25 protein-coding genes are annotated in these 26,526 nt (G+C 41.8%); 19 read left to right on the top strand and 6 right to left on the bottom strand.

The window, feature by feature from the left end:
• Nucleotides 1–65: 65 nt before the first annotated feature.
• The 8 genes from JNG37_RS05455 (at nt 66) to mutY (ending at nt 8,553) form a co-directional block, all read left to right on the top strand.
• Nucleotides 66–737 (top strand): GTP pyrophosphokinase, encoded by a 672-nt coding sequence (locus JNG37_RS05455; protein ID WP_158455013.1) that lies wholly within the window; start codon nt 66–68, stop codon nt 735–737.
• On the top strand, nt 721–1,539 hold the full coding sequence (locus JNG37_RS05450) for an NAD kinase (protein ID WP_158455011.1): 819 nt from the start codon (nt 721–723) through the stop codon (nt 1,537–1,539). The genes JNG37_RS05455 and JNG37_RS05450 overlap by 17 nt, the downstream gene beginning before the upstream one ends.
• Entirely contained in the window at nt 1,540–2,433 is an 894-nt protein-coding gene (locus tag JNG37_RS05445; RefSeq protein WP_158455009.1) for an RluA family pseudouridine synthase, read from the top strand.
• Between the two features lie 20 nt (nt 2,434–2,453).
• Nucleotides 2,454–3,440 (top strand): phosphate acetyltransferase, encoded by a 987-nt coding sequence (gene pta, locus JNG37_RS05440; RefSeq protein ID WP_158455007.1) that lies wholly within the window; start codon nt 2,454–2,456, stop codon nt 3,438–3,440.
• Nucleotide 3,441: 1 nt separating this feature from the next.
• Nucleotides 3,442–5,166, top strand: a complete 1,725-nt coding sequence (locus tag JNG37_RS05435; protein ID WP_158455005.1) for an ABC transporter ATP-binding protein — start codon at nt 3,442–3,444, stop codon at nt 5,164–5,166.
• The gene (locus tag JNG37_RS05430; RefSeq protein WP_158455003.1) at nt 5,163–6,887 is read left to right on the top strand and encodes an ABC transporter ATP-binding protein; all 1,725 of its coding nucleotides are present in this window, start codon (nt 5,163–5,165) and stop codon (nt 6,885–6,887) included. Before JNG37_RS05435 ends, JNG37_RS05430 begins: the two co-directional genes overlap by 4 nt.
• Nucleotides 6,880–7,296, top strand: a complete 417-nt coding sequence (locus JNG37_RS05425; protein ID WP_158455001.1) for a PaaI family thioesterase — start codon at nt 6,880–6,882, stop codon at nt 7,294–7,296. The genes JNG37_RS05430 and JNG37_RS05425 overlap by 8 nt, the downstream gene beginning before the upstream one ends.
• A 102-nt stretch (nt 7,297–7,398) precedes the next feature.
• A complete protein-coding gene (gene mutY / locus JNG37_RS05420; protein ID WP_187321596.1) occupies nt 7,399–8,553 on the top strand; it encodes an A/G-specific adenine glycosylase in 1,155 nt (384 codons plus the stop codon).
• A 596-nt stretch (nt 8,554–9,149) separates the two neighbouring features.
• On the opposite strand, the gene JNG37_RS05415 is transcribed toward mutY, so the two are convergent.
• The 4 genes from JNG37_RS05415 to JNG37_RS05400 all read right to left on the bottom strand — a co-directional run bounded on the left by JNG37_RS05415 (nt 9,150) and on the right by JNG37_RS05400 (nt 12,754).
• Nucleotides 9,150–10,868, bottom strand: a complete 1,719-nt coding sequence (locus tag JNG37_RS05415; protein WP_158454999.1) for a phospho-sugar mutase — start codon at nt 10,866–10,868, stop codon at nt 9,150–9,152.
• Nucleotides 10,869–10,958: 90 nt separating this feature from the next.
• A complete protein-coding gene (locus tag JNG37_RS05410; protein ID WP_158454997.1) occupies nt 10,959–11,528 on the bottom strand; it encodes an ECF transporter S component in 570 nt (189 codons plus the stop codon).
• A complete protein-coding gene (gene coaC / locus JNG37_RS05405) occupies nt 11,518–12,063 on the bottom strand; it encodes a phosphopantothenoylcysteine decarboxylase (protein WP_158454995.1) in 546 nt (181 codons plus the stop codon). The genes JNG37_RS05410 and coaC overlap by 11 nt, the downstream gene beginning before the upstream one ends.
• Nucleotides 12,064–12,067: 4 nt before the next feature.
• Nucleotides 12,068–12,754, bottom strand: coding sequence for a phosphopantothenate--cysteine ligase (locus JNG37_RS05400; protein ID WP_158454993.1), 687 nt, complete (start codon nt 12,752–12,754; stop codon nt 12,068–12,070).
• Nucleotides 12,755–12,956: 202 nt separating this feature from the next.
• Between JNG37_RS05400 and JNG37_RS05395 the strand changes: the two genes are divergently transcribed.
• Nucleotides 12,957–14,627, top strand: a complete 1,671-nt coding sequence (locus JNG37_RS05395; RefSeq protein ID WP_158454991.1) for a formate--tetrahydrofolate ligase — start codon at nt 12,957–12,959, stop codon at nt 14,625–14,627.
• Between the two features lie 44 nt (nt 14,628–14,671).
• On the opposite strand, the gene JNG37_RS05390 is transcribed toward JNG37_RS05395, so the two are convergent.
• Entirely contained in the window at nt 14,672–15,481 is an 810-nt protein-coding gene (locus JNG37_RS05390) for a PrsW family glutamic-type intramembrane protease (protein ID WP_158454989.1), read from the bottom strand.
• A gap of 182 nt (nt 15,482–15,663) precedes the next feature.
• Between JNG37_RS05390 and JNG37_RS05385 the strand changes: the two genes are divergently transcribed.
• Entirely contained in the window at nt 15,664–16,980 is a 1,317-nt protein-coding gene (locus JNG37_RS05385) for an FAD-containing oxidoreductase (protein ID WP_158454987.1), read from the top strand.
• Nucleotides 16,981–17,046: 66 nt separating this feature from the next.
• On the opposite strand, the gene JNG37_RS05380 is transcribed toward JNG37_RS05385, so the two are convergent.
• Nucleotides 17,047–17,823 carry a DUF6261 family protein gene (locus JNG37_RS05380; RefSeq protein ID WP_158454985.1) on the bottom strand — a complete coding sequence of 259 codons (777 nt, stop codon included), beginning with the start codon at nt 17,821–17,823 and terminating at the stop codon, nt 17,047–17,049.
• 351 nt (nt 17,824–18,174) lie between these two features.
• Here JNG37_RS05380 and JNG37_RS05375 point away from each other — a divergent pair, with 351 nt between their 5' ends.
• The 9 genes from JNG37_RS05375 to JNG37_RS05335 all read left to right on the top strand — a co-directional run bounded on the left by JNG37_RS05375 (nt 18,175) and on the right by JNG37_RS05335 (nt 26,359).
• A complete protein-coding gene (locus JNG37_RS05375; RefSeq protein WP_158454983.1) occupies nt 18,175–18,792 on the top strand; it encodes a DUF5052 family protein in 618 nt (205 codons plus the stop codon).
• Nucleotides 18,793–19,302: a GNAT family N-acetyltransferase gene (locus JNG37_RS05370; RefSeq protein WP_158454981.1), complete on the top strand. Its 510-nt coding sequence runs from the start codon at nt 18,793–18,795 to the stop codon at nt 19,300–19,302. It abuts the gene before it with no gap.
• Nucleotides 19,292–19,945: a DNA alkylation repair protein gene (locus tag JNG37_RS05365; protein WP_158454979.1), complete on the top strand. Its 654-nt coding sequence runs from the start codon at nt 19,292–19,294 to the stop codon at nt 19,943–19,945. Before JNG37_RS05370 ends, JNG37_RS05365 begins: the two co-directional genes overlap by 11 nt.
• An 8-nt stretch (nt 19,946–19,953) precedes the next feature.
• Nucleotides 19,954–20,241, top strand: coding sequence for a DUF1905 domain-containing protein (locus tag JNG37_RS05360; RefSeq protein ID WP_158454977.1), 288 nt, complete (start codon nt 19,954–19,956; stop codon nt 20,239–20,241).
• 281 nt (nt 20,242–20,522) lie between these two features.
• Nucleotides 20,523–21,599, top strand: coding sequence for an aspartate-semialdehyde dehydrogenase (locus JNG37_RS05355; RefSeq protein ID WP_105209030.1), 1,077 nt, complete (start codon nt 20,523–20,525; stop codon nt 21,597–21,599).
• Between the two features lie 88 nt (nt 21,600–21,687).
• A complete protein-coding gene (locus JNG37_RS05350) occupies nt 21,688–22,056 on the top strand; it encodes an ACT domain-containing protein (RefSeq protein ID WP_158454975.1) in 369 nt (122 codons plus the stop codon).
• A gap of 8 nt (nt 22,057–22,064) precedes the next feature.
• Nucleotides 22,065–23,000, top strand: a complete 936-nt coding sequence (gene dapA / locus JNG37_RS05345; protein ID WP_158454973.1) for a 4-hydroxy-tetrahydrodipicolinate synthase — start codon at nt 22,065–22,067, stop codon at nt 22,998–23,000.
• Nucleotides 23,001–23,552: 552 nt separating this feature from the next.
• Nucleotides 23,553–24,887: an FAD-dependent oxidoreductase gene (locus tag JNG37_RS05340; protein ID WP_158454971.1), complete on the top strand. Its 1,335-nt coding sequence runs from the start codon at nt 23,553–23,555 to the stop codon at nt 24,885–24,887.
• On the top strand, nt 24,887–26,359 hold the full coding sequence (locus tag JNG37_RS05335; RefSeq protein ID WP_158454969.1) for a helix-turn-helix domain-containing protein: 1,473 nt from the start codon (nt 24,887–24,889) through the stop codon (nt 26,357–26,359). The genes JNG37_RS05340 and JNG37_RS05335 overlap by 1 nt, the downstream gene beginning before the upstream one ends.
• Nucleotides 26,360–26,526: the final 167 nt, after the last annotated feature.

Raw genomic sequence — 26,526 nt, 5'->3', positions numbered from 1 at the left:
TACTAAAATCTAGTATATGTGGTATAATATTCCTTGTGCGTATCAATCATTTTTAGGAGGTGCGGATGGAATTTAACTGGGAAAATTTTTTAGATCCCTATATCCAAACAGTTGGAGAATTGAAAATCAAGTTGCGAGGTATTCGCAAACAGTACCATAAGGCCAACCGTCACTCACCGATTGAATTCGTGACAGGTCGAGTGAAGCCTGTTGAGTCCATTAAAGAGAAGATGGCCCTACGCCATATTTCTTACGAGCAGCTAGCGCAAGACATGCAAGATATTGCGGGAGTTCGGATAATGGTCCAATTCGTTGATGATATCGAAGAAGTCCTAGCTATCTTGAGAAAACGCAAGGACATGCAGATTCTCCATGAAAGAGATTACATCAACAATATGAAGTCTTCCGGCTACCGTTCCTATCACGTTGTTATCTCTTATCCTGTTGATACCATAAATGGCAATGAAACTGTTTTAGCAGAAATTCAAATCAGGACCTTATCAATGAATTTTTGGGCAACCATTGAACATTCATTGAATTATAAGTACAAGGGTAAGTTCCCTGAAGAAATCAAGAAACGCTTGGAAATTACAGCAAAAATTGCTTACCAATTAGATGAGGAGATGCGGCAAATCCGAGATGATATACAAGAAGCCCAGGTGCTTTTTAATCCACCAAATCGTAAGGTAAACGATGGTGTCGGAAACAGCGACGATACTGATGAAGAATACAGATAGACTAAAAGTAGCCTTGATGGCCAGCCGCAATCCGAAGAGTCAAGAAGTCTTGCAAAGTCTTTGGACGAAGTTAAAAGAAAAAAAATTCATTCTAACTCCTAAAAATCCAGATGTTGTCATCTCGATAGGTGGGGATGGAATGTTGCTTTCTGCTTTTCACAAGTACGAAAAATTGATTGACCATGTTCGATTTGTAGGGATTCATACTGGTCACCTGGGTTTCTATACAGATTACCGTGATTTTGAAGTCGATAAACTGGTGGATAATCTTGCACTCGATACTGGAGCGCGGGTGTCCTACCCTATTTTAAATGTGAAGGTGAAATTGATGGATGGTCGGGTATTGACCATGCGTGCCTTGAATGAAGCAACCGTTAAGCGTCTGTCGAAAACCATGGTTGCCGATATTTTTATTAATGGTGTAGCTTTTGAGCGTTTTCGTGGTGACGGGATTTCGGTTTCGACACCAACTGGATCTACGGCTTACAATAAATCTTTAGGAGGAGCAGTCCTGCATCCGACTATCGAAGCGCTTCAGATTGCAGAAGTAGCTAGTTTGAATAATCGTGTTTATCGAACTCTTGGATCGTCGATTGTTGTTCCAAAGAAAGATAAGATTGTCATTGAGCCCAAGCATGATGATCGTTATTCTATCTCCATTGACAACAAAAACTACACTTATGACAAGATCCAGCAGATTGATTACCAGATTGATCAGAAAAAGATACATTTTGTAGCCAGTCCAAGTCACACCAGTTTTTGGAATCGGGTCAAGGATGCCTTTATTGGAGAGGTTGAATAGATGCGGTTTGAATTTGTTGCGGACCAACATGTCAAAATCAAGGTTTTCTTGAAAAAACATGGGGTTTCAAAGAGTTTGCTTGCCAAAATCAAATATACAGGTGGTTTGATTTTAGTAAATGGCAGAGAAGAAAAAGCGACCTACTTGCTTGATATCGGTGACAAGGTTACAATTGATATACCGGCAGAGGAAGATGTAACAGGCCAACTGGAGCCAATTGATTTTCCACTAGAGATTCTCTACGAAGATGAGAATTTCTTAGCTATAAACAAGCCAGTTGGTTATGCATCGATCCCTAGTTCCATTCATTCTTCGACCATAGCCAACTTTGTCAAGGGCTATTTAGTCAAGCAAAACTATGAGAACAAGCAGGTGCATATTGTCACGCGCTTAGATCGGGATACTTCCGGCATCATGTTGTTTGCAAAACATGGCTATGCGCATGCTCGCTTGGACAAACAGCTACAAGCTAAGACCATTCTCAAACGGTATTTTGCCTTGGTTCAAGGTTCGGGCCAACTTGATACAGTTGGAGAAATTATTGCTCCAATTGGTCGTCCGACAGATAGCATCATCACGCGCTGTGTGACAAAGGATGGCAAGTATGCTCATACTTCCTATCGTGTCGTTCAGTCTTGGGGAGATGTTCATCTAGTGGATATTCAACTTCATACTGGTCGAACCCACCAGATTCGGGTGCATTTTTCCCATATCGGTTTTCCTTTACTGGGAGATGATCTGTATGGGGGGAGTTTAGAATTAGGCATTGAACGACAGGCCTTGCATTGTCATAACTTGGCCTTTGACAATCCTTTTACAGCCGAAAGGATTGATTTAGAGTCAATCTTGCCAGACGATTTTCAGGCTGTTATCAATTTGTTAAATAATAAATAATATTTTAAAGGAGAATTTTCATGGAAATTCGGAGTTTATTTGGTGAAATGAAGCAAAAAATCGTAGGTAAAAAACTACGTATCGTTTTCCCAGAAGGAACGGATGAGCGTGTGGTCCGTGCAGCTGCTCGTTTGAAGTTTGAAGGTTTGGCAGAGCCAATTATCCTTGGCGTGCCGGAAGAAGTCCACAATTTGTTGACAGACTTTGGTTTCTCTAACCCAGGTATCACAGTGATTGATCCAAATAACTATGCTAACTTTGATGCTATGAAGCAGGAGTTTGTGACGCTTCGTAAGGGCAAGGTGGATGAAGCACAGGCTGATGAAATCTTGCGTGACGTCAACTACTTTGGTGTGATGTTGGTTCAACTTGGTTTGGCAGAAGGTATGGTTTCAGGAGCAATTCACTCAACTGCTGATACTGTTCGTCCTGCTCTTCAAATCATTAAGACAAAACCAGGTGTAAAACGTACGTCAGGTGTCTTCTTGATGGTAAAAGACCAGCATAAGTTTGTTTTTGGTGACTGTGCTATCAACATTGAGCCAGATGCAGAAACCCTGGCTGAGATTGCAATTCAATCAGCAGAAACAGCTAAAACATTTGGTATCGATCCAAAAGTGGCTATGATTTCTTATTCAACTAAGGGATCTGGTTCTGGACCTCGTGTAGATAAGGTTGTTGAAGCTACTCGTATTGCTCAAGAACTTCGTCCAGATCTTTTGATTGATGGCGAATTGCAGATGGATGCTGCCTTGGTTCCAGATACAGCTCGTTTGAAGGCGCCTGGAAGTCCAGTAGCTGGTCAAGCCAATGTCTTTGTTTTCCCAGCTATTGAGGCAGGAAATATCACTTACAAGGTTGTTGAGCGACTTGGTGGCTACGAAGCGGTTGGTCCTGTTTTGCAAGGTTTGAATAAGCCAGTTAATGACCTTTCACGTGGATGTAGTTCAGAAGATGTCTACAAACTTGGTATTATCACAGCTGCACAAGCAGTAGCAGCTTTGTAATATGAAAGAACTGGTTGGCTATTTTCATGCATATCTCAAAGAGGCGATCTTAGCTCCCCTCTTCAAACTACTGGAAGCCAGTTTTGAATTGGTGGTTCCGCTTATTATCGCCATGATTATTGACCAGGTAATACCCAATAGCAACCAAGGAAACTTGGTTGCTATGATTTTATATCTGGTTGCTTTGGCAATTGTTGGCGTAGTGGTTTCCTTGACAGCTCAGTATTTTGCAGCCAAGGCAGCAGTTGGCTTTACCAAGGATTTGACTCAGGATCTGTATCAAAAAATATTATCTCTTCCCAAGGCTTCTCGAGACAGTTTGTCTTCTTCAAGTCTCTTTACTAGACTGACTAGCGATACTTTACAGATTCAGTCTGGAATTAACATTTTTCTTCGTCTCTTTCTGAGGGCTCCGATTGTCGTCTTCGGTTCCCTGCTAATGGCTTACCTAATTAGTCCAAGCTTGGCAACCTATTTTGTTAATATGATTATTCTGCTTTTTCTAGTAGTTACAGTCATCAGTTGGGTTACAAGTCGTCATTACCAGAGTATTCGTAAGTTCTTGGATAGTTTGGTTGGCCAGGTGCGTGAAACGGTGACTGGCATGCGAGTTATTCGGGCTTTTGGGCAAAATCTGCGTGAAAAAGAAGCATTTGAAAAAGGAAATCAAGCCTATCTTGGTCAGTTAGTGCGAGCAGGAAGATGGTCGTCAAGTCTGTCTCCCTTGACCTATCTGATTGTCAATCTGACCTTGATTTTCCTCATTTGGCAGGGGAGTTTTGCAATTACCTTTAATCAATTGGAACAAGGAATGCTGATTGCCCTTATCAACTATCTCTTGCAAATTTTGGTAGAATTGGTCAAAATGGTCATGGTTATCTCCAGTTTGAACCAAAGTTTCATCGCTGCTAAACGTGTCCAGGAAATCTTTGACCAGCAGTCAGAAGATGTAGAAGCGCCTCTATCAACAACTCAAACGGATCAAATGAATCTCGTCTTATCTGTCCAAAATTTGACCTTTACCTATCCCAGATCATCTCGGCCAGCCTTGGAAAATCTCAGTTTTCAGCTAGAGAAAGGGCAGTTTATGGGGATTATTGGTGGAACGGGTTCTGGTAAATCGACCTTGATTGATTTGCTCTTGGGCTTGTATCCATCTGATGATAATAAGGTGCAAGTTTATATAGAGGGACATAGTCCACAGACACTGGCAAACTGGCGTGGTCAGTTCGCTCTGGTTCCTCAACAAGCTCAGCTGTTTTCAGGAACGGTTCGCAGCAATCTGACACTCGGAAAGGTTTACTCAGAACAGGCTTTATGGAAGGCGCTGGAAATGGCTCAGGCCAAGGATTTTCTCTTAGAAAAAGATGGCTTAGACACAGTAGTTGAAGCCTTTGGTCGCAATTTTTCTGGTGGCCAACGCCAACGGTTGACCATTGCAAGAGCTTTGGTACAAGAGGCTTCAATTTTGATTTTGGATGATGCGACTTCAGCTTTGGACTATCTGACCGAAAGTCGTTTATTTGCTGCGATCCGTAGGGAACTACCTCAGCAGACCTTGATTGTCATTAGCCAACGAACTAAGAGTATCAAGGATGCCAATCAGATTTTAGTGCTGGACAAGGGGAAACAAGTAGGACTAGGCTGTCACCAAGACCTGTTAGAAAGCTCTGCTATTTTCCGAGAAATCGATCGATCGCAACAGAGTCAGGAGGTAGAGTCATGAGAAAAAGTACATTCAACTCTTTAGTGGCTCTGTTAGGACGTAAACCCATATTTTTGCTATCCTTGATAGCTGGAACGCTTTGCCAGGTTTTGTTAACTGTTTATCTGCCGATTTTGATGGGACGGGCCTTAGATTTGATTCTGGACGGAGATGGACAAGCTTTATTTGGCGTCTTGGTTCAGATGGGGGTGGTGGTATTTACCAATACTCTGGTCCAATGGTATCTCCCTTTGGCAAGCAATCGTTTGATTTACGGTCTGATGGCGGAACTACGCCAGCAAGTTTATGATAAATTGCATCGCTTGCCTTTATCTTTTCTTGATAGGCAATCAGTCGGAGATCTGGTTGCAAGGATTTCGACAGATAGCGAGCAGTTGACCAATGGACTATTGATGATTTTTAACCAATTTTTCCTTGGTATTTTAACAATCTTATTGACAATTGTTACTATGGCACGTTTGGATTGGATTATGATGCTTGTCGTAGTGGCTTTGACACCTTTGAGCCTCTTGGTGACTCGAACTATTGCTCGAAAAAGTTATAATTATTATCAGCAGCAAACCGCTGCGCGTGGCCGTCAAAGCCGCTTTCTGGAGGAAAGTATTAGCCAACTGAGCTTGATTCAGAGCTTTAATGCTCAAGAGCAGTTTCAGAAAGATTTTGTCAAAGAAAATTCTCAATATGCTCATTATTCACAAGCTGCTATCTTTGTCTCTTCAACTATAAACCCTAGCACCCGATTCATCAATGCCTTGATTTATGCGCTTTTGGCTGGCTTAGGAGCTCTGCGGATTATGGCTGGTAGCTTCACGGTTGGTGAATTAACGACCTTCCTCAACTACGCAAGCCAATACACCAAGCCTTTCAACGATATATCTTCGGTTTTGTCAGAATTGCAGAGCGCTTTAGCCTGTGCCGAGAGGCTTTTTGCAATTCTTGACCAGGATGATGTGGAAGAAGGGCAGAGCCTGGAAATGCGTGAAGTTCAGGGGAAGATTGATTTCCAAGAGGTTGATTTTTCCTACGATCCCAGCAAGCCCCTCATTCAAAATCTCAATCTATCCGTACCAGCAGGTGCCAAAGTGGCTATTGTGGGACCGACCGGAGCTGGTAAGTCTACCCTCATCAATCTACTCATGCGTTTTTATGAAGTTAATCAAGGGCAGATTTTGCTAGATGGTCAGCCTGTGACCAAGTATAGTCGAGAAGACCTGCGTCAGCAAATTGGCATGGTCTTGCAGGAAACCTGGATTAAGTCAGCCAGTATTCATGATAATATTGCCTACGGCTATCCCAATGCTACTCGAGAATTGGTGATAGAAGCAGCTCAGGCAGCTAATGCAGATTTCTTTATCCGACAGTTACCAGAGGGATATGATACGATTCTGACAGACGGAGGAGCCTCATTATCCCAAGGACAACGACAACTTTTGGCAATCGCTCGAGTTTTTGTTAAATTACCAAAAATCTTAATCTTAGATGAAGCAACCTCTTCAATCGATACGCGAACGGAGATTTTAGTGCAAGAAGCTTTTGCCAAACTCATGCAGGGGCGTACCAGCTTTATCATCGCCCACCGCCTTTCCACCATTCAGTCTGCAGATATCATTTTGGTGATGGTTGATGGACAAATCGTAGAGCAGGGGAATCACCACCAACTCATGACGGCAAAAGGGGTCTATTATCAAATGCAAAGTAGTCAAGGGAGTAATTATGAATGATATAAAAAAAGAACTGCAGGGTTTTCGATTAAAACCTATTCAGGTTTTAGATGAATATAGCATAGTCGATGTTCAGCCAGGAAAGGTTGTCATGGAGACGACAGTTAAAAATGATTCCTTAAATCCATACCAAATGGCACATGGAGGCTATCTTTTTACACTTGCTGATTCAGTTGCAGGCTTGACAGTGTATAGCTTGGGTTCCTATGCAGTTACCCTTCAATCAAATATTAACTATATGAAAGCTGCCAAGCTAGGGGATTGCTTAACAATAAGTGGCAAATGCCAACATGATGGACGGACTACAAAGGTTATTGATGTCCTGATTCAAAATCAGGATGCTGAATCCATCATTAAAGCCAGTTTTACAATGTTTGTTACCAGAGAAGTAGGAAGCAAAAAGAACTAGTAAGGTTGAGAAATCGCCCCTTGTTATAAGACTCAGTTTCCTTGTTTTAGAATAGAGGTTGGGCTTTTTGCCCAGCCTCTCATTTTTTGTTATACTAGACCTATGTTAGATTTGAAAAAATACGGAGTGACCATGTGGGAGGAGGAGAAAATCAAATACTTCCGCAAGGCGCTTTTAGATTGGTATGATGCCAACAAGCGTGATTTGCCTTGGCGTCGCACACGAGATCCCTATGCAATCTGGGTGTCGGAAATCATGTTGCAACAGACACGGGTTGATACCGTCATTCCTTACTACGAACGCTTTTTGCACCATTTACCAACCATTCGAGATTTGGCGGTGGCAGAAGAGGAGGTCATTCTCAAACTCTGGGAAGGTCTGGGCTATTATTCTCGCGTCCGCAATATGCAAAAGGCAGCTCAGCAAATGGTGGAGCAGTTCGATGGTCAGTTTCCACATACCTACGATGAGATTGCAAGCCTCAAGGGAATTGGACCCTACACCGCGGGAGCCATTGCCAGTATTGCCTTTGACCTGCCTGAGCCAGCTGTTGACGGCAATGTCATGCGAGTCTTGAGCCGACTTTTTGAAGTCAATCACGATATCGGAGTGCCTGCCAATCGCAAGATTTTCCAAGGCATGATGGACATCCTGATTGACCCAGACAGACCAGGCGACTTTAACCAAGCCCTCATGGATCTGGGATCAGACATTGAGGCACCTGTCAATCCACGACCAGAAGATAGTCCCGTCAAAGCCTTTAGCGCCGCCTACCTCAACGGCACCATGGGCAAGTATCCGATTAAGGCACCCAAGAAAAAGCCAGTCCCCGTTGCCTATCAAGGCATGATTATCCGCAACCAGCACAATGAATTTCTCCTAGAAAAAAATCAAAGCAGCCAACTGCTTGCAGGTTTCTGGTCCTTTCCACTTTTGGAAAAAGGGGCGGTCCTAGACAAACAAGTCTCCCTCTTTGAAGTTGCAGAAGAGCCTGTTCAGCCAGATACAAGGCAGAGCTTTACAGACCAGTATGGACTGATAGTCGACTGGCAGGATGAAGAATTTTCCCCCGTTCAACACATATTCAGCCACCGCAAATGGCTGATTGACTTGACAGAAGGGATCGCCAGCACAGGCAGTCTCCCCGCCGACCGCGAACTCAAATGGGTAGCAGTAGTTGATTTTCATTCCTACCCATTCGCGAAGCCCCAACAAAAGATGTGGGAATCCTATTTGGCAACTAAAAATAAGAAATAAAAAATTTCTTTGTTTAGAGCATATAATTTTTTGATTTATTTTTTTAAAGGTGGTAAGATAGACTTAGATAAGGAAAGCGGTTGCTAAATGATAAGAAGGAGGGAAGGGTTTAGCAATCCGATAAAATATGACTACTGATTTCCAGAAGGGAAATCAATAGAGGAAAAGTCTGTTGTTCCATTCTCACATACATTTCACATATATAACTCACGCTCCTGAGCTAGCTGTCTGAAAAAATTTGCCACCATTCTTATCTTGGATTCAGAAAATATTGAGTTCAAGAGGGGTTGGACTGTCCGAGATAAGGATAGAATCATTATAAAACTTTAACATGCAAACTCCACACTTTATGACAAGTAGTATGATACCTCTTTGTAAATGGTAGGAAACGACTAAATAAAAAAGTAATTAGCAGCAATGGACTTTTCCGATTTATGAAATAAAGTGGAGGCTTTCGCCTCCATTTTTTATTGAATTTCTGCCCAGAAGGTTCCGAAAGGTGCCTGATAAATAAACGCCACGCTTGATGATCGGCTATGTTTAAATAACAAAAAAGACAAACAATGAATTGTTTGTCTTTTGTTGAACCTAAAGGTTTAGCCAACGAATTCGTTGATTTCTTTTTCGATATTAGCGATTTTTTCTTCTGCTTCAGCTAGGGTTTCGCCAACGGTTGCGATGTAGAATTTGATTTTTGGTTCTGTTCCTGAAGGACGAACTGCGAACCAAGAATCATCTACCAAGGTGTATTTCAAGACATCTGATGGAGGAGTAGTGAGTTTTTCAACGTTTCCATCTTTATCTGTTTTAGTTTGAAGGGCAAAGTCTTCAAAGACTGCGATGTCCGTTGCGTTGAATTGTGCAGGTGAGTTATCGCGGAATTTAGCCATTATTGCCTTGATTTGTTCTGCACCGTCTTTACCAGAAAGAGTAACAGAGATTGTTTTCTCAGCAAAGTAGCCATATTCTTTGAAGATTTCATCGATACCGTCGGCCAAGGTCATACCACGTGAACGGTAGTAGGCAGCAATTTCAGCAACCATAAGCACAGCCTGGATAGCATCCTTGTCACGCACGAATGGTTTGATGAGATAACCAAAGCTTTCTTCAAAACCAAACATGTAAGTATGGTTGTGTTTTTCTTCGAACTCTTGGATTTTCTCAGCGATGAATTTGAAACCAGTCAAGACGTTGAACATGGTAGCGCCGTAGCTTTCAGCAATCTTAGTTACCAACTCAGTGGATACGATTGACTTAGCAAGGGCAGCGTTTGCAGGAAGTGTGCCTGCTTGCTTGTGGGCTTCAAGGATGTACTTAGCAATGATAGCGCCGATTTGGTTACCAGAGAGGTTCCAGTATGAACCGTCAGCTTGACGAACTTCAACACCAACACGGTCAGCATCTGGGTCAGTTGCAAGAAGGACATCTGCACCGACTTCACGGCCGAGTTCTTCTGCAAGGGCAAATGCAGCTTGGCTTTCTGGGTTTGGTGAAGCGACAGTAGAGAAGTCAGGGTCAGCAGTTGCCTGCGCTTCAACAACTTGAACAGACTCAAAACCAGCTTGTGCAAGTGCACGACGAGCCAACATTTCACCAGTACCATGAAGCGGTGTGTAGACAATCTTCATGTCTTTACCGTATTCAGCAATCAATTCAGGGTTGATGTTGAGGTCTTTGAGTTCTTCAAGATATTTAACGTCAGTTTCTTCGCCAAGAACTGTAATCAAGCCGTTTTCCTTACTTGCTTCAAGGTCAGCCAATTCAACTGCAAATGGATTGTCGATGGCACGGATGAAGTTAGTAAGAGCATCTGCATCAGCTGGTGGCATTTGTCCGCCGTCTTCACCATAAACCTTGTAGCCGTTGAATTCTTTCGGGTTGTGGCTGGCAGTTACCATGATACCTGCGATGGCATTGTAATGTCGTACAGCGAATGACAACTCAGGAGTTGGACGTAGGCTTTCAAATACATAGGATTTGATACCATGTGCTGCCAAAACTTGAGCTGATTCAAAGGCAAATTCTGGAGAGAAGTGACGTGAGTCGTAAGCGATGGCAACACCACGTTTTTTAGCTTCTTCACCTTTTGATTCTACCAACTTTGCCAAACCTTCAGTAGCTTGACGGACTACGAATACGTTGATACGGTTGGTACCAGCGCCAATATAGCCACGCATACCAGCTGTACCAAATTCAAGATTTGTATAGAAGGCGTCTTCTTTTGTTTTTTCATCCATTGCGACTAATTCTTTACGCAAGTAATCTGGAAGGTCCGCAAAGTCGAGCCATGTTTGATAGGTTTCTTGATAAGTCATCGCATATCTCCTTAAAAATTTTTCTATTAAACGCTTTCATTATACCATGTTTGAAAAGAAAAATCACGCTTTCACGTGATTTTCTGATATTTATTTTTTAACTTTCTGTAAAACCGGAACAATGGCCAAAACAAGACTGATAGAAATAATCAACTCTGCCAAGGTATTGAAGGAAACAATTGAAGCTAGGAGAGCTTGAATATTGCCAGCATAGACGGATCCGAACAGGAAGAAGATACCTGAAAGAACAAACAAGGTATTTGTCAAAGTTCCAGTTGCAGCAGCCAAAGCCAATCCCGTGCGGTTTGACATGGCTTTATAGACATAGAATGGGGTAATCCCGATGAGGATACGAGGAAGAACTGCGATGAGAATGGAATAGAAATTACCATTTTCTACAAATGGAGAGAAAATATAACTCATGGGACCCAGCAAGATAGTGTTGCGAATCATACTCATAACCCCCATGAAGCCTCCCAACTGTGCTCCAATCTTTGGACCATAGATGATACTGGCAACGATGACTGGAATATGGGTAATGGTTGGTTTAATAGGGAGAACGAAAGCTGAAAAGATAGCTTGACTGATGGATTCAAGAACAATCATAATGGCAATAAAAATAGCTAGGGTTGCAACTTGATTGGATTTTTTATTTTTCACGAAGCGTTTGACTCACTTTCTCTAAAATAATATCAATTTCGGCGAGGGCGCCAGTCCCAAAATCACCACAAGCCAGCAAGGCTTCTCGAGGTTTGATTTCTTGAAAACCAAATTCCTCAAGTAAATGGAGATTGCGTTGGGTAGCTGGATTCAGATACATGTTGGTATTCATTGCAGGAGCAAGAAGTTTAGGTACTCCAATAGGTAGAGCCAAGGCAACAGCTGAGACAGGATCGTCAGCTAAGCCATGGGCTAGTTTAGCAATACTATTAGCAGAAGCTGGAGCTAGCAAAAACAAATCCGTTCCCTTTGCGATATCGATGTGCTTGATGGAACGGGGCTCCTCTTCTTGCATAACATTAGTGTGAACTATATTTTTCGACAAAGCTTGCAAGGTTAAGGGAGTAATAAACTGTGTAGCTGATTCCGTCATCAAAACCGTCACTTTATGACCTTGTTTGGTCAGTTGGCTGGTCAAATCTGCCGCCTTATAAGCAGATATGGAACCAGAAACAGCTAGAGTGATGTTCGCCATTACTTTATTCTCCTTTCTGAACACTTGTCAAAATCAATTCTGCAATTTCTTCTTTAGTCTTTGCCAAAACAGCATCGTCTTTTGATACCAGATAGGCATGGTGATAATTGGGACCAATTTCTAACAAATCATTTGCCACGATATAGTCTGCTTTGTTCTTATCAAGACTTTGTCTTGCAACCGCAAAGAGCTGATCTTTTGACACATCGACCAAGAGTTTAAAGCCAATTAATTGGATAGCAGGATTCCAGTCTTTTACAAGTGAAATAACCTTTGGGGTTTTCTTGAGAAAAAGAACTTGATAGTCATCCTTGGAAGAAATTTTTGTTTCAGTATTGCTTCTGGTCAATAAGTCTGAGAGATGCTCGGCTTGCTCAGCCTCTTCTAAGCCCGTCATATAAACAGGGGTATAGTCAGAAACCGCCATACTATGGATGAGGACTTGGTGCTGAGGAACAAGTTTTTCTAAACAAGCTTTGAGGCTATCTACATTGGTAATTTCGTGGATGACTAAACCAGAGGTCGGCGAGGGTTTTACCGCAGTTTTGGTTGTGACCAATGTGACTTGATGCCCAGCTTTTAAAAAGGTCTCGGCCACTACTTTTCCCAAGTGACCTGTTGCATGGTTGGTGATGGAGCGAACGCTGTCGATGGCTTCGCTCGTTCCGCCAGATGTAATCAAGATTTTCATGGTCCTATTGTACTAGAAATTACTTTTTTCGTAAAGTTTTCAAGACCAAGTTCTGTTTAGAATTACTAAAACAAGTTATTAATCAAGGTGATACAGAGAAAAGTCCTCAAAAATCCGTACGATCTTTAGAAAAATGCATCAAAATTAAGCAAAAATCAAAATTTTTGATATACTACAACTAACAAAAAGAATGGAGTTAGTAATGAAAAACGATATTGAAATCGCTCAAAGTGTAGAATTAAAGCCCATCACAGAAATCGTAGAAAAAGTTGGCATCAGCTTTGATGATATTGAACTCTATGGAAAATACAAGGCTAAATTATCTTTTGATAAGATCAATGCTGTTAAGGACAATGAACCAGGCAAGTTAATTTTGGTGACGGCTATCAACCCAACACCTGCTGGTGAAGGTAAATCAACCATTACCATCGGTTTGGCAGATGCACTCTCAAAAATCGGCAAGAAAACCATGATTGCCCTCCGTGAACCATCCTTGGGACCTGTCATGGGGATTAAAGGTGGAGCTGCTGGTGGTGGTTTTGCTCAGGTCTTACCAATGGAAGACATCAACCTGCATTTTACAGGGGATATGCACGCCATTACTACGGCTAATAATGCCCTGTCTGCCTTGATTGACAACCATATCCACCAAGGGAATACAATCGGCATTGACCAACGCCGTATCATCTGGAAACGTGTTGTGGATCTTAACGACCGTGCTTTGCGTAAAGTAACTGTTGGCTTGGGAGGTCCGCTCAATGGTATTCCACGAGAGGATGGATTCGATATTACCGTTGCTTCTGAAATAATGGCGATTTTGTGTTTGGCGACAGACATCAATGACTTGAAAGAACGGTTGGCAAATATTGTTATCGGTTATCGTTTCGATCGCAGTCCTGTTTATGTACGAGATTTGGCGGTGGAAGGTGCTTTGACCCTCATTTTGAAGGACGCTATCAAACCAAACCTTGTCCAAACCATCTATGGCACGCCAGCCTTTGTCCATGGCGGTCCATTTGCTAACATTGCTCATGGCTGTAACTCAGTCCTCGCTACTACAACCGCTCTGCGATTGACCGACTATACCGTAACAGAAGCAGGCTTCGGGGCTGACCTTGGAGCAGAGAAGTTCCTCGACATTAAGGTGCCAAACTTGCCTAAGGCTCCTGATGCTGTGGTGATTGTAGCAACCCTGCGTGCGCTAAAAATGCACGGTGGTGTAGCTAAGACAGAACTTTCTGCTGAAAATGTTGAGGCAGTAAAAGCTGGTTTTGCCAACCTCAAACGTCATGTGGAAAATATCCAGAAGTATGGTATTCCAGCAGTCGTTGCTATCAACGAATTCGTCTCAGATACAGCTGATGAAATTGCTACTTTGAAAGAGCTTTGCGCTGAAATTAGCGTACCTGTCGAGTTGGCAAGTGTTTGGGCAAATGGCGCTGATGGTGGTGTTGAATTGGCTGAGACAGTTGTTGCTACTATTGAAAATAATGTATCCAACTACCAACGTCTCTACAAGGCTGAGGATAGCTTGGAAGAGAAAGTGACCAAGATTGTTACGCAAATCTACGGTGGTAGAGGAGTCGTCTTTGAGAAGAAGGCTCGTAACCAGCTGGCTGAATTTGCTAAGAATGGCTGGGATAAGTTGCCAGTCTGCATGGCCAAGACCCAGTATAGCTTCTCAGATGATCAGTTTGCCCTTGGTGCACCAACAGGATTTGACATTACAGTCCGTGAATTTGTGCCAAAATTGGGAGCAGGCTTCATTGTCGTTCTGACAGGTGATGTCATGACTATGCCAGGACTTCCAAAAGCCCCTGCTGCCCTCAATATGGACGTGGCAGAAGATGGGACAGCAATTGGTTTGTTCTAATCAGATTGAACAGAAAAAATCCGCCAAAGAGCGGATTTTTTCTGTTACTCTGTTAACTGATCAACTGTTCGATAGGCAAGAAGTCCCAGCAAGACACTAGCCATCGGAAGCAGGGTTGTCAAAATACCTGTATGCAATGGGGAGTTGAAGAAGAAATGTAGACCGATACTTGCCGCAATCCAAAATAGACCTTGAACTGTTGACATGGATTTTTGTTTGGTAAAAAGTGCCACCATACCAATAGCAAAGAGCATGGTAAATACCCAGTGAGTCCAACCAGCCTGTCCCACACGACCGATAATAGTCTCAAATCCATCTAGTTTACCAATAAACATATCACGAAAAGTGAACATGATATCTTCAACGATTTGGAAACTAAGACCAGCGATGATACCACTGACCAAGGCATGTTTTAGAGTCATTTTTTTTGCAATTAGTAAAACTAAGACAACTACTAGAGCTTTGCCAAACTCTTCTGCAAACGGGGCAGAAACAGCAGCCCCCCAGTCATAACGAAAATCATCACTGACCTTAACAATCTCTAGCAAAAAGTAGCCGATAGCAGTGTGTCCATAGTCTGAAAAAGCCACTCCGGCAGTTAGTCCCAAAATCCAACTTAAATGACTTACTTTTTTAGAAATTGCATAGCGTTTTTCCAAGTGGCGGATAAAATAGACCAGAGGAATGATATAAAGAGCAGCAACAGAAATAGTCAGTAAAAATAAGGGATACTTGGCTTCCATGCCATTTGGTTTGGCCAATTCTTCAAAGATAATTTGACAGCCTTTTACAAAGCCAAAGCTGGCTAAAAGAATCGGGAAATAGGTTTTACAATAGTGTAATATGTTTCGCATTGAAAACTCCTTTGTATTAATCAATTAGTGTATGGATACATTGTAGCAAAAATTGTGTCATTTTGTCTAATTTTTATCTGTTTTTTGCCAAAAAGCCGCAAAATTTCACTGCCGTAGCAGAATTGTGCCAAAAATTTTCTTTTTTGATAGACTAATGGTGAAAAATAATGAAGGAGTATCTTATGGAACAATATGATTTAGTAGTCATTGGTTTTGGAAAGGCTGGTAAGACCTTGGCAGGTAAGCTGTCAGCAGCTGGGAAAAAGGTTGCCTTGGTGGAGGAAAATCCTGCTATGTTTGGAGGGACTTGTATCAATATCGGCTGTATTCCAACCAAGACTCTCTTGGTAGCAGCAGATAAAAACTGGTCTTTTGAGCAGGTCATGGAGCAAAAGGAAACAGTCACCACTCGCTTGCGGAACAAAAATGAAGCAGTCTTGAAAGGTAGCGGAGTTAGTTTGTATCAAGGACATGCGCGTTTTGTGGCGGATAAGGTTGTGGAAGTGTCAGCTGGTGAGGAATCTATCCAACTGACTGCGGAAACTATTGTCATCAATACAGGTGCTAAGTCGCGCGTGCTTCCAATTCCAGGTTTGTTGGATACAGCTCGCGTTTATGACAGTACTGGCATTCAGAACTTGGAAACTCGTCCTGATAAGTTGGCTATTATCGGCGGAGGTAACATCGGTCTGGAATTTGCTGGGCTCTACAGCAAACTCGGTAGTCAGGTGACGGTATATGAAGCCAGCTCTGCTATTTTACCAAGAGAAGAGGACGTGGTTGCTAAGTTAGCCAAGGAGTATATGGAAGAAGCTGGCGTGACCTTCGTCTTGGGTGCTAAAATCGAGCAAGTAGCAGCTGCGGGCGAGCAAGTAGCTGTGACGGTCAATGGCGAAACGGCAGTCTTCGATGCTGTCCTCTATGCGACAGGTCGTGTGCCAAACACTGCTGACTTGGGCTTGGAAAATACAGCGATTGAGCTTTTGGAAAATGGTGCTGTCAAGGTGGATGACTACTGCGAAACCACCGTTCCAGGTGTCTATGCAGTGGGCGATGTCAATGGCGGTCCACAATTCACTTACACATCCTTAGACGACTTCCGTATCGTCTTCGGCAAGTTGACTGGGACTGGAACTTATAGCTTGAGCCAACGTAAGTCTATTCCAACCAGTGTCTTTATCACGCCTGTGCTTTCTCGTGTCGGTTTGACTGAGAAGGAAGCCAAGGAAGCAGGTTACGACTACATTGCAAATGAATTGCCTGTTGCCAATATGCCTCGTGCTCATGTCAATAATGACCTCAAAGGTATTTTCAAGGTTATCGTGGATAAGGAAAGTAAGCTAGTTCTAGGTGCGACTCTCTTTGGCCGCAATTCAGAGGAGCTGATTAACTTGATTGCTATGGCAATTGACAATAAGATTCCTTATACCTATTTCAAAACACAGATTTTCACCCATCCGACTATGGCTGAGAATTTGAATGATGTTTTTAATTTTTAATCATTTTTTAGGATGATTTTGTTGAAATATAATATCCCCCTAATCATTTCGACTAGGGGGAGTTTTCTATCTCGCCTCCAACTCTTTTCCTTGCGGTAAAGTTGTTACAATGTTTATGGTAGCGGTATTTGTTACTGTTTGATTTTTTTGTCGAGTCCGTTCTGAAAAATCTTGTCGAATATCATTTAGGACCTGCAAGATAACTTTTTCAGGGGCTGTTGGGTCGTAGCTTATTTTATTGACCAAGTGGCTATAGAGTAGAGTGTAGTGTTTGAGAGCTGCTTTGCGGACTTCAAGGCTGTTTATCTTTTCACGAGTGCTGGTGTCTTGACTTCTATTTAGATAGATACGATAAGCACTTTCATGACTTTCTCGAAGATTGGCAACAGCTTCATCCAACAGCAGTAGGCTAACATCTTCTGAGTAGGGCGACTTTGCCAGTCGAGCTAGCAGTGAATCCAGCAAAGCAGACGATTCTTGCATGTTGCTAGATCGTGTATATTTGTATAATTTGATGAGTTCTTGAAGGCGATGATAGGCTTGAAATTTCTCTGGTGTTCGCGTATTTTTAAAGAGTTTTAATCCATTAACAAAGGCAGAGTAGTCGGCTTTTCGATTTTTTACGGCCTTATTTAGGTCGCTAGTCATGTCAGAGCCGCGTTTTTGTTTGAGACTTTTTTTCAACATGGGCAAGGATTCTTCTAACTGATTGATGAGGTCAGTTACCATGGGATCATTGGTAGATGAACGATACTGTTTCAAGGTATCTACACTACTAGTGATGAGTTGTGTAAATTCTGCTTGATTCAATCGTTGTGTGTATAAAGGGATTCGGATTTTCATTTGTGTTCCTCACTATCTTTTTTGTGGTCATCTATTTATTCGTAAATAACCACCAGAAAAAAAAGAAATTGAAAAAAATTTTTAAAAAACTTGTCAAATCATTAGGTTTTCCTATAATACAATTTTATTTTTTAAAAATCACATTGAAATACAATGATATAAATGTTTAAAAGTAGCAAATCAGTTTGATTTGCATATTTAAAAATTGTTTTTGCGACAAAATCATTGGTTTGGCTTGTTTTCAAATTGAAAAGAGATGATCTCAGTTTGTTTATTGAATACCTTGCATACATTTTTCTTAGTTTAGGCAATTCCGTGGTACAATAAGGTATCAACTATTGGAGGTTTTATATGAAATGGAATAAAAAGTTAGCACTTGGTGCTGTATTAGCCACCAGCCTAGTCACCTTGTCTGCTTGTCAATCAATTTCAAATTGGTGGAAAAATACCAAGGAAGAATGGATTGGTTTGGAAATGACGGTACGGACATACGATGAAAATTCTCAATTGATAGATGAAATGTCTGGCAAGTCCTTATCGATTTCGCGGAATCAGGAATTTGACTCGGTGGATGCCGAGGGTTATTCCAATGCGGATTCGTCTGTTTTGAAAGTCACACTTGGCAATTATGAAATTGACCATGTCGGTTCATCCTTGATCGCGGCAGAAGAGGGCTTGGAGGATTTATTTGCCAAGTATCAAACTACAGTTGACATGTCCAATTATGATCATGCTATTCCAGTTGTCAATCGGATGGTTTCTAGCCTGAAAAATGATTTTACAGGCAAAGCCAAGGTGGTCTTGATTCGTTCGCAAAATGGCACACCTCTTGCGACCTATGTTGGAGACAGTGTATCTCTTTATGCATCTGATGCACCTAAGACTTCTGAACTCTTGATTGATGGCAAGCGTTTGATCATCTATCGTTGTGATTATACCATTTATGATAGAGAATTATTGGAGAACTAAATGATAGACATTCGTTCTGCTAGGATAGAGGATGCTGCAGACCTTGTGGCAATTTATGCTCCTTATGTAGAAAAGACCGCTATTACCTTTGAGACTCAAGTACCGACTGTAAGTGAATTTGCAAGTAGGATTGAGAAGACTTTGGAGAAGTTTCCCTATCTGGTCGCAGTAGAAGAAGGGAAACTTCTTGGCTATGCCTACGCTTCGACCTATTATGCCCGGGCAGCCTATGACTGGACGGTGGAATTATCTGTCTATATCCAGCAAGAAGCTCGAGGAAAAGGAATCGGCTCCATGCTCTATGATGCCTTGGAAGAGGAATTGATAGTGCGTGGTTTTAAAAATTTCTTAGCCTGCATTGCTTTGCCAAATCCTGCTTCTCTTACCCTCCATGAAAAAAGAGGATATGAACAGGTGGCACATTTCAAAAAAGTTGGTTATAAATTTGATACATGGCATGATATTGTTTGGCTTCAAAAATCTCTTGTAGGTAAGCAAAATGAAGATTGAAGAATTAGAAAAACGTTTGTTGTCTGTGGCGGATGCCAGTCAAGCTCAACCCATGAAAGCCTATATGAAGAATCACTTTGACTTTCTAGGTGTTCGGACACCTGACCGTCGAACAGTTGCGAGGCAATTTTTCAAAGAATCTAAGGCTCAGGGAATTGACTGGGATTTTGTAGAGGCTTGCTGGGCCAAACCCTACCGTGAGTTTCAGTATATTGCCATTGATTATCTGGTCTCCAAGAAAAAAGACCTAGTCTTAGCTGACCTACCCCGCTTGAAGAAGCTGGCTCAGACCAAGTCTTGGTGGGATAGTATTGATGGCTTGGACAAGTTGGTTGGTAAGATTGTATTGGATAATCCAGAGGCCAAGCAGACCATTTTGGAATGGAGTTTGGATGATGATTTCTGGTTGAGACGAATTGCCATTGACCACCAACTCTTGCAGAAAGAAAAGACAGATACAGAGCTGTTGGAGAAGATCCTGGTCAACAATCTCAATCAGACAGAGTTTTTCATCAACAAGGCAATTGGCTGGAGCTTACGGGATTATTCTAAGACCAATCCTGACTGGGTCCGAACTTTTCTTGACAAATACCGTTCCCAAATGGCAGGCTTGTCCATTCGCGAGGCAAGTAAATACATCTAGGAGGAGCCATGTCTAAAGTCTATGAATTTGAAGCCCTTATCCATCCAGTACCAGACAAGGGCGGAGCTTATGTCATATTTCCCAATGATATACGAGAGGAGTTTGGCAAGAGGAGGGTAAAGGTGCATGCCAGATTTGATGGTCATCCCTATGCTGGCTCCATTGTCAATATGGGAGTTAAGGATGAAGCAGGCAATATCTGTTACATTATTGGCGTTCAAAAGGCTATTCGAGCGGCTATTGGAAAACAGGCTGGTGATAGAGTACAAGTAACCATTCAAGAACGAATGGAGTAATCAGGCTTGCAAATCCTTGAGATTATGGTAGAATAGATTCATGCGATGAGCCGAGTAGTGACTTTGTCACATTCGACGCTAGGGAGGTCTTCATTAAATTGAAACGCAGGAGCGGACCTTGAATAGTTGTGTGAACCTTCTATTCTCATCGGAAACGATGCCCTTGCCCACCTAGGTGGGCTTTTTTGTATTTCAGACTTTCCATTTATTGAAATTGTGGTATAATTATGAAATAACAAATTTTTAGAAAATTTTGAAGAATTGACCTAAAGGAGATTTCTATGGCTTATGTAGTAGCTGTTGTTGGTGCAACTGGTGCAGTCGGTGCCCAAATGATTAAAATGTTGGAAGAGTCAACACTTCCAATCGAGAAAGTGCGTTTCTTGGCTTCTGCTCGTTCAGCAGGCAAGACTTTGCAGTTTAAGGGACAGGACATTGTCATTGAAGAAACAACAGAAACAGCCTTTGAAGGAGTAGATATTGCTCTCTTCTCAGCTGGTGGCTCTACATCTGCCAAGTATGCTCCATATGCGGTAAAAGCAGGAGCGGTTGTCGTAGACAATACTTCGTATTTCCGTCAAAATCCAGATGTGCCTTTGGTTGTTCCTGAGGTAAATGCTCACGCGCTTGATGCCCACAATGGTATCATTGCTTGCCCTAACTGCTCAACCATTCAAATGATGGTTGCCTTGGAGCCTGTTCGTCAGAAATGGGGCTTAGAGCGGATCATTGTATCTACTTATCAGGCAGTTTCTGGTGCAGGTATGGGAGCTATCTTGGAAACGCAAGCTCAGCTTCGTTCTGTCTTGAATGATGGTGTGGAACCAAAAGCGGTAGAAGCGAACATTCTTCCTTCTGGAGGCGATAAGAAGCACTACCCAATCGGTTTCAATGCGATTCCGCAAATCGATCTCTTCACAGACAATGACTACACTTATGAAGAGATGAAGATGACAAAAGAGACTAAGAAAATCATGGAAGATGATAGTATTGCCGTCTCTGCAACCTGCGTCCGTATCCCAGTCTTGTCAGCTCACTCTGAGTCTGTTTACATTGAAACCAAAGAAATTGCTCCGATTGATGAGGTAAAAGCAGCCATTGCAGCCTTCCCAGGTGCTGTTTTGGAAGATGATGTGGCAAACCAAGTATATCCGCAAGCCATTAACGCTGTTGGTAGCCGTGATACCTTTGTCGGTCGTATCCGTAAAGATTTGGATAAGGAAAACGGTATCCACATGTGGGTTGTTTCTGATAACTTGCTCAAGGGTGCTGCATGGAACTCTGTGCAAATTGCTGAAACCCTTCATGAACGTGGTCTAGTTCGTCCAACTGCAGAATTGAAATTTGAATTGAAATAAGTTTATTTTTAACCTCTTTTTAAACTATTAAATATTCTATATGAATCAGTCAAATTCTAGTAAGTAATTAGAAAGTATACGTAAATATATGAAACTTAAAATTATTAAAGGTGATTTTTCAGTTTGTAAACTTGAAGATTTTACAAAGGTTAATTTGGCGAGCTCCTATGTATTTATCGGTAAGACAGATGAAGAAAACTCACTAGTTTGTCTGAGCCAAGAAGTTCCAAGTAATGTTATTGAAGAGGATAAAGGATGGCTAGCATTTCGTGTTGAGGGGGTACTTGACTTCTCATTAGTGGGTATCCTTTCACAAATTAGTCAATTACTAGCAGAAGCAAAAATTAGTATTTTTGCAGTATCTACTTTCAATACTGACTACATATTAACTAAAGCTAAGGATTTCCCAGCGGCTATCGAAGTTCTTCAGAAAGCTGGATATGAAATTATTGACTAGGAGGTTCCATGTCTATTCAAGAGTTACGAGATGTAAAAATTATTACAGCCATGATTACACCATTCAATGAGGATGGTTCGATAAATTATGCAGTCTTACCAGAGTTGGTTGAGTATCTATTGGCTCACCATACGGAAGGGATTTTGTTGGCAGGAACAACTGCTGAAAGTCCAACCCTTACTCACGCGGAAGAATTAGAATTATTTGCTGCCGTGCAAAAAATTGTCAACGGTCGTGTTCCCTTGATTGCAGGTATCGGTACCAACGATACGCGCGATTCGATTGAGTTTGCCAAGGAAGTAGCGGCATTCGGAGGTTTTGCGGCAGGTCTTGCCATCGTGCCTTATTACAACAAGCCTTCTCAAGAAGGAATGTATCAGCACTTTAAGGCTATTGCAGATGCTTCAGATTTGCCAATCATTATCTATAATATCCCAGGTCGCGTCGTAGTTGAAATGACGCCAGAAACCATGTTGCGTTTGGCAGAACATCCCAATATCATTGGGGTCAAAGAGTGTACTAGCCTTGCCAATATGGCTTACTTGATTGAAAACAAGCCAGAAGATTTCTTGATTTATACAGGCGAGGATGGAGATGCCTTCCATGCTATGAATTTGGGAGCAGACGGTGTAATTTCAGTGGCTTCCCATACAAATGGTGATGAGATGTATGAGATGTTCACAGCCATTGAGCAACAAGATATCCGAACAGCAGCCGCTATTCAACGTAAATTCATTCCAAAAGTCAATGCCCTCTTCTCTTACCCAAGTCCTGCACCGGTTAAGGCTGTTCTTAATTATATGGGATTTGAAGTTGGCCCGCTCCGCTTACCATTGGTACCATGCCCAGAAGAAGATGCCAAACGCATTATCAAAGTTGTAGTGGACGGCGACTACGAAGCAACCAAAGCCACAGTAACAGGAGTCGTACGACCAGATTATTAAAAACGTCCAGTGGACGTTTTTAACCCGAGCTCAAAAACCCGAAAGCGAGGATAGTCAGGGAAGTGACTGTTTTAACGCGAGCCCAAAAATATGAAAGCGAGCTAGTCCAGTGGACGTTTTTAACCCGAGCTCAAAAACCCGAAAGCGAGGATAGTCAGGGAAGTGACTGTTTTAACGCGAGCCCAAAAATATGAAAGCGAGCTAGTCCAGTGGACGTTTTTAACCCGAGCTCAAAAACCCGAAAGCGAGGATAGTCAGGGAAGTGACTGTTTTAACGCGAGCCTAAATATATGAAAGCGAGCTAGTCCAGTGGACGTTTTTAACCCGAGCCCGAAAATACGAAAGCAAGGACAGTGTTATGAAAAAAAGGCTTTATTTTAATTCATAAGACACCATTTTCACTCGATCCAAACCAAGGTGTTAACTTCCATTTTAGACGTTTTATTTAAGTTTATCCAAACACATCAGATCTCTGGTGTGTTTTTTAGTTGCAAGCCTTTTCAATTTCGGGTAATTCTTGTTATAATAGCAAAAAACAAATAAGGATCTTGTATGGAAATTATTATTATTGGAGCTTCTTTTGCTGGATTAGCTGCAGCAGTAGAGGCAAGAAAAACCTATCCTCAGGCTAATATTTGTCTGATTGACCAGGAAAAAGAAGTTGGTTTTTTTCCAAATGCTTTTAATTGGCGAATGAAAAATCGTATTTCGACTTGGGAAGAAGCTACTTGTCAACTCTATGAGGAAGTTGTTGCTTCGGACATTGAGCTACTCTTGGAAACGCGATTCTTAAGCTTATCTCAGGAGAAAAATGTAATCCAAATCAGTCAAAATGGTCAAGTAAAGAGTCTTTCTTTTGATTATTTGATTCTTGCTATGGGCTCCTGTCAGGTCTGGGAATACCAAAGTCAGGATAGCAGGGAAAGAATGCTGTCTTGTAAATCGAAACGAGAGGCTTTAGCAGCATTTGAAAAAGTCGCTACTGCCAAAAAGATTTCAGTTATTGGCGCAGGGCAAATTGGCTTGGAAACCATTGATGCTTTATCGGAGTATCCCATTGAATTGCAGTTGATTGAGTCACAAGAGTGGCCGCTGGCAAAGTATTTTGATCAAGAGATGACTGAGTTTATCCTAGAGGAATTAGACAGACGAAATATCAAAACCTATTTCGGTCAAACAGTTAATAGGCTAGGACTTGAGGATGGTAGTCTTGTCTGTGAAACTTATGAAGAGAGCATTCAGGCGGATTTTGGCCTCCTAGCAACGAATTTTAGACCCAATAGTCAGTTCTTGCAAGGGCAATTGGAACTGGATCCAGATGGTTGCTTGGTTGTTGATGCCTTCCTGGAAACCAGTCGACCAGGAGTTTTTGCGGTTGGCGACCTTATACGACTTCCATTTGCTTTTTTTGGTCAAGCCTATCTTCCAATGATCAACCATGCAATTTTAACAGGTCGACTAGCGGTTGCAAATTTACAAGAGAAGAAGCGCCCCTTAAAAGACGTTGTGCGTATTGTCTCCAGTCGGATTTTTGGGGTGAATATGACAAGTGTTGGTTTGACAGAAAAAGAGGCGCAATTGTGGCTGGACACAGACGTGGTTCGTATCCAGCAACCTTATAGTCAGTGGGATAAGGAAAAATTGGATTTCAAGCTGGTTTTGAGCCAGACCGATGGACGTCTTTTGGGTGGGCAATTGATTTCAAAATCGGATCATCTGGCACAAATGAATCAGCTAGCTTTTGCTATTCAGCAAGGTTTAAGGATTGAGGATTTATTGCAACAATCTTGGCTTTATCTACCACAACAGACTGCTCTGGTTCCAATTTTAATAGAAGCTGCCAACCATTATTACCATGAAAGACGGAGAAGGGAGGGGGGCTTGTAGTGCATATTGCTCACTTATTAGAAAAGCGTGAAAATGCCATTCTTCATCTGATCCTAGATTTGCAAAGAATGGGGCATGCTCTTAGTTTGAAAGATGCATGCCGACGTCTTGATGTGTCACGATCAACTCTTCTTCGCTATATTACAACTTTTAATGAAGATGCGGGCGTAGATGAATTAGGCTTGGAATTTTCCTTAGAAGACGAAAATCTTACTTTGAAACGGTCTGCAAGTTTGTCTAGTCAGGAATTGTTGGGCTATCTCTGTCGTCCGAGCTTACGCTACCAGCTTTTACTTTGTTTACTCGATCGCAATGATGTGTCAATTCCACTATTGGCTCAAGAATTGTTGGTTAGCGAAGCAACGATTAGCCGTCAATTAGCCAGTCTCAATAAACTGCTAAAGGAATTTCAAATTGGAATCAAGGGTGGGAAATTAAAAGGGAGTGAACTACAGATACGCTACTTCTATTTTAATTTGCTGTGGCTAACCCAGCCAGCTTCTGATTTTGAACAAGATCGGGTTTACCAGGAACAATTGGCCTACTTACCTATTTTTGAAAGACAGTATCAATCATCCTTTAATCCTCGTCAAGCCCACCAATTGGCTCTGTGGTTGACCTTGGTGCAAAAACGCATGCGCTTAAAGGATCTGGATTTCCAGTCGACTTATGAAATAATGAAGCCCTATCATCAGCATAAATTTTACCGTCAATTGCGCAGCCTTTTTCTCACCATGAGTCAACAAAAATCAAGCTCCTTTCAAGAAGGAGATGCCATGACGATTTTTGCTTTTCTATTTAGTCAAGGTATCTTGGCTGCCCATCAATTAGAGCAATTACTAGGTTTTGGTGGCCCAATCATGGAAGCGACAAGTTGGAGTTTTCAGGAACTAAAAACTTCAATGCAGATGGAGTTGATGATGGAAGAAGAGAGCCTTTATCAACTCAATCAAGTCTTTAGTCAGCTCTATTTTTTTCAATCTTGGATTGAAACAGGCTTTGAAGAATGCCCTTCCTGTCCGACAGCCCTACAGGATTTAGCCAAGCAAATATTGATTTCAGTTCAAGAAAATTGGTTTCAGCATGTGACAAAACCAATTGCTGACCAGCAGTTTCAAGCCATGGTTCAACTCATTGTTTATCTCTTACAAGTTGAGAGAACAAAGGTTCGCCTTGCTTTGGCTTCTAGTTATTCCAAAGTAAGGAATCTTCCCTTGTTCCAATACTTGCAACAGGAATTAGATGGAAATGGTGCACTACAGTTTGAATTCTTCGAAGAAGGAAAAGACTATGACCTGATTATATGCTTGGATTACCCTCTGACCAGCTCTCATACCTATCAGCTTTTTTCCTATCCACATCAACATGATATTCTCGCTCTAAAAAAGATTATTTCCTCTCTACATCTTCAAAAACTTGACCAAGCCAAGCGATTGTTGGAAGGAGAGTATTATAAGATTGAGCGCCGATAATCAATCAGCTTCCTAGAAAAATCTAGGAAGTTTTTGCATGTTTTGTATGATTCATAAGTTGGTTTAATCCTTGATAGAAGGATGTTTTATCAGATTTTTTGTAAAATGTAAAAAAAATGATAAGGAAAAATTCACAAAATAGTTTACAATAAAGTCACAAGGAAAAC

The organism is Streptococcus suis, assembly GCF_016775005.1.
In the GTDB taxonomy this organism is placed as follows: Bacteria; Bacillota; Bacilli; order Lactobacillales; family Streptococcaceae; genus Streptococcus; species Streptococcus suivaginalis.
Note: the sequence above shows the minus strand (reverse complement) of the source record. Positions and strands in the feature narration are given on the sequence as shown.

Excerpts from the sequence above, each read along its gene's own strand:
- coaC (WP_158454995.1), bottom strand. The coding sequence starts at position 12,063 with ATGGCGAACATCACTCTAGCTGTTTCTGGTTCCATATCTGCTTATAAG.
- JNG37_RS05360 (WP_158454977.1), top strand. The coding sequence starts at position 19,954 with ATGTCTAAAGTCTATGAATTTGAAGCCCTTATCCATCCAGTACCAGAC.
- JNG37_RS05395 (WP_158454991.1), top strand. The coding sequence starts at position 12,957 with ATGAAAAACGATATTGAAATCGCTCAAAGTGTAGAATTAAAGCCCATC.
- JNG37_RS05380 (WP_158454985.1), bottom strand. The coding sequence starts at position 17,823 with ATGAAAATCCGAATCCCTTTATACACACAACGATTGAATCAAGCAGAA.
- JNG37_RS05430 (WP_158455003.1), top strand. The coding sequence starts at position 5,163 with ATGAGAAAAAGTACATTCAACTCTTTAGTGGCTCTGTTAGGACGTAAA.
- JNG37_RS05390 (WP_158454989.1), bottom strand. The coding sequence starts at position 15,481 with ATGCGAAACATATTACACTATTGTAAAACCTATTTCCCGATTCTTTTA.
- pta (WP_158455007.1), top strand. The coding sequence starts at position 2,454 with ATGGAAATTCGGAGTTTATTTGGTGAAATGAAGCAAAAAATCGTAGGT.
- JNG37_RS05370 (WP_158454981.1), top strand. The coding sequence starts at position 18,793 with ATGATAGACATTCGTTCTGCTAGGATAGAGGATGCTGCAGACCTTGTG.
- JNG37_RS05350 (WP_158454975.1), top strand. The coding sequence starts at position 21,688 with ATGAAACTTAAAATTATTAAAGGTGATTTTTCAGTTTGTAAACTTGAA.
- dapA (WP_158454973.1), top strand. The coding sequence starts at position 22,065 with ATGTCTATTCAAGAGTTACGAGATGTAAAAATTATTACAGCCATGATT.
- JNG37_RS05365 (WP_158454979.1), top strand. The coding sequence starts at position 19,292 with ATGAAGATTGAAGAATTAGAAAAACGTTTGTTGTCTGTGGCGGATGCC.
- JNG37_RS05340 (WP_158454971.1), top strand. The coding sequence starts at position 23,553 with ATGGAAATTATTATTATTGGAGCTTCTTTTGCTGGATTAGCTGCAGCA.
- mutY (WP_187321596.1), top strand. The coding sequence starts at position 7,399 with ATGTTAGATTTGAAAAAATACGGAGTGACCATGTGGGAGGAGGAGAAA.
- JNG37_RS05375 (WP_158454983.1), top strand. The coding sequence starts at position 18,175 with ATGAAATGGAATAAAAAGTTAGCACTTGGTGCTGTATTAGCCACCAGC.
- JNG37_RS05400 (WP_158454993.1), bottom strand. The coding sequence starts at position 12,754 with ATGAAAATCTTGATTACATCTGGCGGAACGAGCGAAGCCATCGACAGC.
- JNG37_RS05445 (WP_158455009.1), top strand. The coding sequence starts at position 1,540 with ATGCGGTTTGAATTTGTTGCGGACCAACATGTCAAAATCAAGGTTTTC.
- JNG37_RS05355 (WP_105209030.1), top strand. The coding sequence starts at position 20,523 with ATGGCTTATGTAGTAGCTGTTGTTGGTGCAACTGGTGCAGTCGGTGCC.
- JNG37_RS05425 (WP_158455001.1), top strand. The coding sequence starts at position 6,880 with ATGAATGATATAAAAAAAGAACTGCAGGGTTTTCGATTAAAACCTATT.
- JNG37_RS05385 (WP_158454987.1), top strand. The coding sequence starts at position 15,664 with ATGGAACAATATGATTTAGTAGTCATTGGTTTTGGAAAGGCTGGTAAG.
- JNG37_RS05435 (WP_158455005.1), top strand. The coding sequence starts at position 3,442 with ATGAAAGAACTGGTTGGCTATTTTCATGCATATCTCAAAGAGGCGATC.
- JNG37_RS05415 (WP_158454999.1), bottom strand. The coding sequence starts at position 10,868 with ATGACTTATCAAGAAACCTATCAAACATGGCTCGACTTTGCGGACCTT.
- JNG37_RS05450 (WP_158455011.1), top strand. The coding sequence starts at position 721 with ATGAAGAATACAGATAGACTAAAAGTAGCCTTGATGGCCAGCCGCAAT.
- JNG37_RS05455 (WP_158455013.1), top strand. The coding sequence starts at position 66 with ATGGAATTTAACTGGGAAAATTTTTTAGATCCCTATATCCAAACAGTT.